This is a genomic window from Streptomyces sp. NPDC029164, assembly GCF_055563995.1.
This window is the reverse complement of sequence record NZ_JBVHWW010000048.1, coordinates 42,532-49,200: the sequence shown is the minus strand read 5'-3', so window position 1 is coordinate 49,200 and position 6,669 is coordinate 42,532. Positions and strand designations below refer to the sequence as shown.

6 protein-coding genes and 1 pseudogene are annotated in these 6,669 nt (G+C 76.3%); 5 read left to right on the top strand and 2 right to left on the bottom strand.

Translation table 11 applies throughout. The annotated features are described in order from the left end of the window. Positions 1 to 135: 135 nt before the first annotated feature. Positions 136 to 1,530: pseudogene (locus ACZ4VT_RS33875) on the top strand (sensor histidine kinase); the annotation flags it as partial. Between the two features lie 175 nt (positions 1,531 to 1,705). Here ACZ4VT_RS33875 and ACZ4VT_RS33870 read toward each other — a convergent pair. Further along, positions 1,706 to 2,140 (bottom strand): Lrp/AsnC family transcriptional regulator, encoded by a 435-nt coding sequence (locus ACZ4VT_RS33870; protein WP_467955233.1) that lies wholly within the window; start codon positions 2,138 to 2,140, stop codon positions 1,706 to 1,708. Between the two features lie 68 nt (positions 2,141 to 2,208). Here ACZ4VT_RS33870 and ACZ4VT_RS33865 point away from each other — a divergent pair, with 68 nt between their 5' ends. The 3 genes from ACZ4VT_RS33865 to ACZ4VT_RS33855 all read left to right on the top strand — a co-directional run bounded on the left by ACZ4VT_RS33865 (position 2,209) and on the right by ACZ4VT_RS33855 (position 4,491). After that, positions 2,209 to 2,559: a LysE family transporter gene (locus tag ACZ4VT_RS33865; RefSeq protein ID WP_467955232.1), complete on the top strand. Its 351-nt coding sequence runs from the start codon at positions 2,209 to 2,211 to the stop codon at positions 2,557 to 2,559. 227 nt (positions 2,560 to 2,786) lie between these two features. Then, positions 2,787 to 2,912: a hypothetical protein gene (locus ACZ4VT_RS33860; protein ID WP_467955231.1), complete on the top strand. Its 126-nt coding sequence runs from the start codon at positions 2,787 to 2,789 to the stop codon at positions 2,910 to 2,912. A 232-nt stretch (positions 2,913 to 3,144) separates the two neighbouring features. Then, positions 3,145 to 4,491 (top strand): carboxyl transferase domain-containing protein, encoded by a 1,347-nt coding sequence (locus tag ACZ4VT_RS33855; RefSeq protein ID WP_467955230.1) that lies wholly within the window; start codon positions 3,145 to 3,147, stop codon positions 4,489 to 4,491. Positions 4,492 to 5,194: 703 nt separating this feature from the next. Here the strand turns inward: ACZ4VT_RS33855 and ACZ4VT_RS33850 are convergent. Then, positions 5,195 to 6,028, bottom strand: a complete 834-nt coding sequence (locus ACZ4VT_RS33850; RefSeq protein ID WP_467955229.1) for a helix-turn-helix domain-containing protein — start codon at positions 6,026 to 6,028, stop codon at positions 5,195 to 5,197. A gap of 48 nt (positions 6,029 to 6,076) precedes the next feature. Between ACZ4VT_RS33850 and ACZ4VT_RS33845 the strand changes: the two genes are divergently transcribed. Continuing rightward, a complete protein-coding gene (locus tag ACZ4VT_RS33845; protein ID WP_467955228.1) occupies positions 6,077 to 6,439 on the top strand; it encodes a cupin domain-containing protein in 363 nt (120 codons plus the stop codon). The last annotated feature ends 230 nt before the right edge of the window (positions 6,440 to 6,669 follow it).

Genomic DNA, 6,669 nt, shown 5'->3' with positions numbered 1-6,669 from the left:
CGGGGGGGGGGGGGGGTGTGGGGGGGCCCCCCCCCCTCCCCCCCCCCCCCCCCCCCCCCCCCCCCCACCCCCACCCCCCCCCCCCCCCCCCCCCCCCCCCCCCCCCCCCCCCCCCCCCCCCCCCCCCCCCCCCCCCCCCCCCCCGCCCGGCTGACCGGGCTGTTCACGGCCGGGCTGACCGAGGCGGAGCGGGCCGCGATCCCCCGCCTCCCGGACGGGCGCTCCGGGCTGCTCGGCGTCCTCATCAGCGACCCGCGCCCGCTCGTGCTGGACGACCTCACCCAGGACCCCCGGGCCGCCGGATTCCCGCCGGGCCACCCTCCCATGCGCAGTTTCCTGGGCGTCCCGATCCGGGTGCACACGGAGGTCTTCGGCAACCTCTACCTCACCGAGAAGCGGGGCGGCGGCCCGTTCACCGACGAGGACCTCGCCCTGGTGCGCGTACTGGCCTCGCAGGCGGGCATAGCGATCGGCAACGCCCGGCTGTACGAGACCGCGCGCCGCCGGGAGCGCTGGATCGACGGCGCCGCCGCCGTGACCACGACCCTGCTGGCCGGCCGCCCGGCGGCCGACGCCCTGATGTGCGTGGCGGAACGGGCCCGGCTGCTCGCGGACGCCGCGGCCGGCGTGGTGCTCCAGCCGACCCCCGAGGGCGGCATGGAGATCGTCGCCGCCTCCACCCACGGGGACCCCGGCGACCTGGTCGGCACCGCGATCGCCCCCGGCAGCCCGGTCCTCACGCAACTCCTCGGCGGCGAGCCGGTCTTCATAGAGGACTCGGCGACCGACTCCCGGATGACCACGCACGTGCGGGAACGGTTCGGCCCGAGCATGATGCTGCCCCTCCAGAGCGGCGGCCAGCTGATCGGCACCCTGGCCCTGCCGCGCGCCCGGGGCGGCCCCCCGTACGACGCGGTGGACCGGCTGCTCGCCTCGCAGTTCGCCTCCCAGGCCGCACTGGCCCTCGTCCTCGCGGACGCCCAGCACGACCGGGAACAGCTCGCCGTGTACGAGGACCGCGACCGGATCGCGCGGGACCTGCACGACCTCGTGGTCCAGCGGCTCTTCGCCACCGAGATGATGCTGGAGAGCACCCGGCGGCGCGCCGCGAACGCCCCCTCCGGAGACACCGTGGGCGACGAACTCAGCCGCGCCGTCGACGAACTGGACTCCACCATCCAGGAGGTCCGCACGGCCATCTTCGCCCTCCAGCAGCCGCCGACCGACGCCCCGACGACCTTCAGGGGACGGGTCCTGCGCGAGACGGGCGGGGCGGCCGTCCTGCTCGGTTTCCAGCCGTCGGTGCATTTCACGGGCGCGGTGGACGCCCTGCTGCCGGATCCGGTCGCGGGCGGCCTCCTGGCCGCCCTGCGCACCGCCCTGGCCGCGGCGCACCGGCGCAGCGGGGTCACCTCCATCGAGGTGAAGGTCGACGCGACCCCGTCCCGCGTCCGCCTGACGGTGAGTGACGACGGTCGTACGGAGTCGGGCGCGCGGGGCACGTCGGCGACGTGGGAGTCGGCGCTGTAGGAGGCCGGGCGGGGCGGCTGCGGGATCGTACCGATCCCTGACGTCCCCTCCGGCGAGGAGGCCGACGCGGCCCGCCGGGAACGCGGTGACCTCGCCCTGGAGGTCGAGCGGCACCGCGTCGGGCACCGGGCGTAGGGGAGCCGGCTCCGGCCACGGCACGGTCCGTGCCCGGAGTTCAGGCCGGGCGGTTGGCGGCGCGGAGGGCGATCCGGGTGTTGGACTGGGCCACGCCCGCCTCCCGTTTCAGCCGGCGGAGCAGCCCGTCGAGGGCGGCGGGGTCGGCGGCCCGGGCGCGCAGGAGGTAGTCGTGCGCGCCAGTCACGTGCACGGCCTCGGTGATCCCGGGCAGCTTGGCGACCTTCCGCTCGAACTCCTCGTTGGTGGTGTCCTGGCGCAGGGTGACGTCGATGAAGACGACGAGCCCGCCGGCGGTGTCGGCGGCCGGATCCACCACGACGGTGAACCCGCGGATCACCCCCTCCCGGCGCATCCTGCGCACCCGGTCCGCGGTGGCGTTGGCGCTGAGGCCGACGCGGACACCGAGATCCCGGTACGAGATCCGCGCATCCTCCCGCAGGATGCCGAGGATTTCCCTGTCGAGGCGGTCCATACCGCGATTCTCGCAGCCGGGCCCGGTATTCGCGCGCATCCCCCGGGGCCGGGGCCGACCCTCGCCGTATGAGCGAACTGATGACGCCGGCCCTGGCGGGCGCGGTCGCGGGCCTGGGCGTGGCGATGCCGATGGGGGCGATGAGCGTCCTGCTGCTCCAGGAGGCCGTGCGGCACCGCCGGACGGCGATGGCCGCGGCCGCGGGCATCGCCCTGGTCGACCTCGGCTACGCGGCCCTGGCCACGGCCGTCGGCCCCTGGGTGGCCTCCCACGTCTCCCCGATCGAAGCCTGGGTCCGCCTCACCTCGGCCGCCGTCCTCCTGACCATCGCAGCCCACGGCCTCACCTCCGCAACCGGCCCGGCGCGAAGCCCCGACTCCCAGCCCCGCCGGCGTTTAAGGCGCGGGGCCCGGGGCTGAGCCCCGGCAACGGCGCGGCACCCGGCCCGGAACCCCGCACCGTCACGCACCCCGCGGCAACGGCCTTCGCGCGCTACATCGGCCTCACCGCCCTCAACCCCACCACCGCCCTCTACTTCGCCGCCCTCACCACCGCCCAGGGCGCCACCCTGCGCACCGGCCCGGCCGGAGCCGCCTTCCTCCTCGGTGTCAGCGCCGCCTCGCTCCTCTGGCAGCAGACCCTCGTCGTGCTCGGCTCGCTCGCCGGCACCCGGATCTCCGCCACCGCCCGCGTCTGGACCTTCCGCCTCGGTTACGGCCTGGTCGCCGCCTACGCCCTGAAGATCGCCTTCCCCCTCCCCTCCCTCGGGTAAGGCGGTCAGGGAGCCCCGGGGGACGCCTCGGGGTGCCCTCGGGGTGATGCCGGATACGGCCCGGCACCCTGCCGAACATGATCAGCGCGGGTGACGGTCGTGATCACCACGGCTGAGCCTCGACCTGCTGCCGCTCGCCGGCCTCCTCTTCGCCGCGGCGCTCATCCCGCCGGCCCGCCCCCGCCCTCCGCGAGCCCGGCCTCATCGGCAAGACACCCCCTAGGGTGACCCCGTGACGACGACCCGCCTCTCGGCCCGCGCGGCCATCGCCTCCGTGACCGACCCCGGCAGCTTCGCCGAACTCCCCTCCCCCCGAAGGGAGTCCCCCGCCGACGGGCCCCTGGCCTGGACCGGCTACGACGACTCCCGCGCCCGCGCCGCCGACCGCACGGGCGAGCACGAGTCCGTCGTCGTCGGCACCGCCCGCATCGGTGGCCGCGAAGCCACCCTCGTCTCCTTCGAGTTCGGCTTCCTCGGCGGGTCCCTCGGCGAACGCACCGGAGACCGGCTCGAAGCCGCGTACGCCCACGCCCGCGAGCACCGCCTCCCCCTCGTCTCGCTCATCGCCACCGGCGGCTCCCGCATGCAGGAGGGCATGCTCGCGCTGACCCAGCTCCAGCGCGTGGCCCGCCAGAGCGTCCTGACCCGGGCGGCGGGCCTCCCCCAGCTGGCCGTCCTGCGCGATCCGACCACCGGCGGCGGCTGGGCCACGCTCGGGGCCGGGGCCGACGTGGTCCTCGCGCTCCCCGGTGCGCAGGTCGGCTTCGCCGGCTCCCGGGTGCGCCCGGCGGACGCGGATCCGGCGGCCTACTCCGCCGAGGGCCAGTACGCCGCCGGCCACGTGGACGCCGTGGTCCCCGCCGCCGAGCTGCCCGGCGCCCTCGCCGACTGGCTGCGCGTGCTGGCCGCGCCCCGCCCCGCCGGGCCCGTCGAGCCCCCGGCCGCACTGGCCGACACGGCGCCGCCGGCCACCGGCTGGGACGCCGTCGGCCAGGCCCGCCACCCGGACCGCCCGCACGCGCCGGCGTACCTGGACGCGTACTTCGAACTCCGCCTGCCCCTCTCCGGGGACCGGGCGGGCGGCACCGACCCCGGCATGCTGTGCGGATTCGGGCTGCGGGAGGGCCGGGCCGTGGCCTACGCCGCCCAATGCGGCACCGCCACCCGCCCGGCGGGCTACCGAACGGCGGCCCGTGTCATCCGCCTCGCGGACCGGCTCGGCATCCCCGTGCTCACCCTGGTGGACACCCCGGGCGCGGCCAACGACGCCGCCGCCGAACACGCGGGCGCGGGCGCGGCCATCGCCGACACCTTCGCCGCGCTGGCGGGCGCCTCGGTCCCGGTCACCACCCTGCTGATCGGCGAGGGCGGCTCGGGCGGCGCCCTCGCCCTGGCCGCGCCGGGCAACACCTGGGTCACCCCGGACAGCTACTTCTCGGTCATCGCCCCGGAACTGGCGGCGGCCATCCTCAAGCGCCCCCCGTCGGCCGCCCCGGCCACCGCGGACCAGCTCCGCATCCGCCCCCAGGACCTGGTGGCACTGGGAATCGCCCGCGGCATCGTCAGCACGCGGCCTTAGGCCCTGCCGATTGGCTGCCGGTTGGCTGCGCCGCTCGGACGGTGGCCGGTCGTGGCGGGGCCGGGCGCCCGGTCGGCTGCGCCGCCGGTTGGCTGCGCCGCTCGGACCGTGGCCGGTCGTGGCGGGACCGGGCGCCAGTCGGCTGCGCCGCGGGTTGGCTGCGCCGCTCGGACGGTGGCCGGTCGTGGCGGGGCCGGGCGCGGGTCGGCTGCGCCGCTCGGGCCGGATCGGAGGGGGCCGGTTGTGCCGGGGTCGGGCGCGCGCCGGGGCGTCTCCTCGGGCGCCGAACGTGTCGGGGCGTCGGAGAGCGGAGGCACCTTGCGTTCGACGCCCTGCGGGGATCACCCCGACACACACCCGACCCCGGCCCAACCGGCCGGTGCGATCTCAGCCCTGCGGCCCCGCCGGACCACCTCCAGCCTGACCGCACAATCCGGCCTCGCCGCACCAATTCAGCCCCTCCGGCGTTTGAGGAGCGGGGTGCGGGGCGGAGCCCCGGCCCCGACCGGCGGACCTTCGGCGAGTAAAGCGCCGACCTGTCGGAGACCGCGGCGACCGTGCCGTCCTTGTCGACGGCGAGGCCCCCGTCGCTCGTGGTCTTGTCGGGCGCGTCGGAATAGCCCGCGACGGAGAGGTACGGCGAGCAGGCCCGGCTCTCCTTCGGGGCCGCGACGGCGAGCGGCACGAGCATGCCCACTCCGCTTCACATCCGGCCGGAACGGGCGAACCGCGCCGGGCTGATCCCCACGTGCCGCCCGAAGTGCCGGGTCAAGTGCGCCTGGTCGTAGAAGCCCGCGGCCGTCGCCGCCTCGGCGGGCCGCATGCCCGCCAGCAGCAGCCGCCGTGCCAGCTCCACCCGCCGCCCCGTCAGATACGCGTGCGGCGGCAGCCCGTACGCCGTCCGGAAGCTCCGGATCAGGTGGGTGGGGTGGACATGGCCGAGCTCCGCCGAGGCCTCCTCCAGGCCGATCCCCTCGGTCACCCGCGCGTCGATCAGCTCGCGCAGCCGTACGGCGAGCCCCGCGCCCGGCGCCCCGTACTCCGTCGGCGCGCGGCCCGCGAGCCACCGGTGCAGCCGCTCCCGTACGAAGGCCAGCCGCGACTGCGCCTCCAGCCGCTCGACGGCCCCGGCCGGCAGCTCCCGCGTGCCGAGCGCCCGGTGCAGCCCGTGGACGCGCTCCCGCAGCACCGGGTCGAGCAGCAGCGGCGCGTCGACGGCGGCCCCGGTGAGGCTCTCGGGCAGGACGGAGGCGTCGAGGTAGAGGTTGCGCTTGCGGAAGCCGGCCTCGGTGACGGTCCGCCCGTCGTGGACCACCCCGGGCGGCAGCAGGATCACGCAGTCCCGGACCCCGGCGCCGTGCCGCTCGCGGTCGAGCGTGAAGTCGACCCGGCCGCCGTCCAGGATCATCAGCGTCCAGGTGTCGTGCACGTGCGCCGGATAGGCGTGGTCGGTGAACCGCGCGTGGAAGACCTCGGCGATCCCCGGGACCGGCGGCTGCCAGGCGGAGACCGTACTGCGCGGACGTATCGCGGCCATGTCAGGAACGTACAAGACCGCCCGCGTCCGCTCCGCGAGGCTGTCCGCATGACGACACACAAGGTCAACATCGCCGAGAAGCTGGCCGGTTTCACCGAGCACTGGGCCCCGCACCGCATCGCCCGCGTCAACGACTACGAGGTCAAGACCGCCAAGCTCCAGGGCGAGTTCGTGTGGCACAGCCACGAGGACACCGACGAGCTCTTCCTCGTGATCAGCGGCACGCTGACGATCCGCCTGCGCGACGGGGAGGTGGTGCTGGGCCCGGGCGAGATGTACGTCGTCCCGCGCGGGGTGGAGCACTGCCCGGCGGCGGACGAGGAGACGGCGATCCTGCTGTTCGAACCGGCGGGCACCACCAACACCGGCACCGCCGGCGGCCCCCGCACCCGCACCCCCATCAACGCCTAGCCCCCCGCGTGCGCCGCCTCCGTTCCCAGGTTGGGCTGCGCCACCGGGACTCCGCCCCGCACCCCGCTCCTCAAACACCGGAGGGGCTGCATTTGTGCGGCAAGGTGGCAGGGTCTGGGGTAGCAGCCGGGCCGGTTGGGCCGGGGTCGGGTGTGTGTCGGGGTGTCCCCGCAGGGCGCCGAACACAACAAGGCTCCGCTCTCCGACCCCTCGCCACGTTCGGCGCCCGA

Bases quoted from the DNA above. Each gene is read 5' to 3' on its own strand.
- ACZ4VT_RS33870 (WP_467955233.1), bottom strand. From the start codon at position 2,140: ATGGACCGCCTCGACAGGGAAATCCTCGGCATCCTGCGGGAGGATGCG.
- ACZ4VT_RS33865 (WP_467955232.1), top strand. From the start codon at position 2,209: ATGAGCGAACTGATGACGCCGGCCCTGGCGGGCGCGGTCGCGGGCCTG.
- ACZ4VT_RS33850 (WP_467955229.1), bottom strand. From the start codon at position 6,028: ATGGCCGCGATACGTCCGCGCAGTACGGTCTCCGCCTGGCAGCCGCCG.
- ACZ4VT_RS33845 (WP_467955228.1), top strand. From the start codon at position 6,077: ATGACGACACACAAGGTCAACATCGCCGAGAAGCTGGCCGGTTTCACC.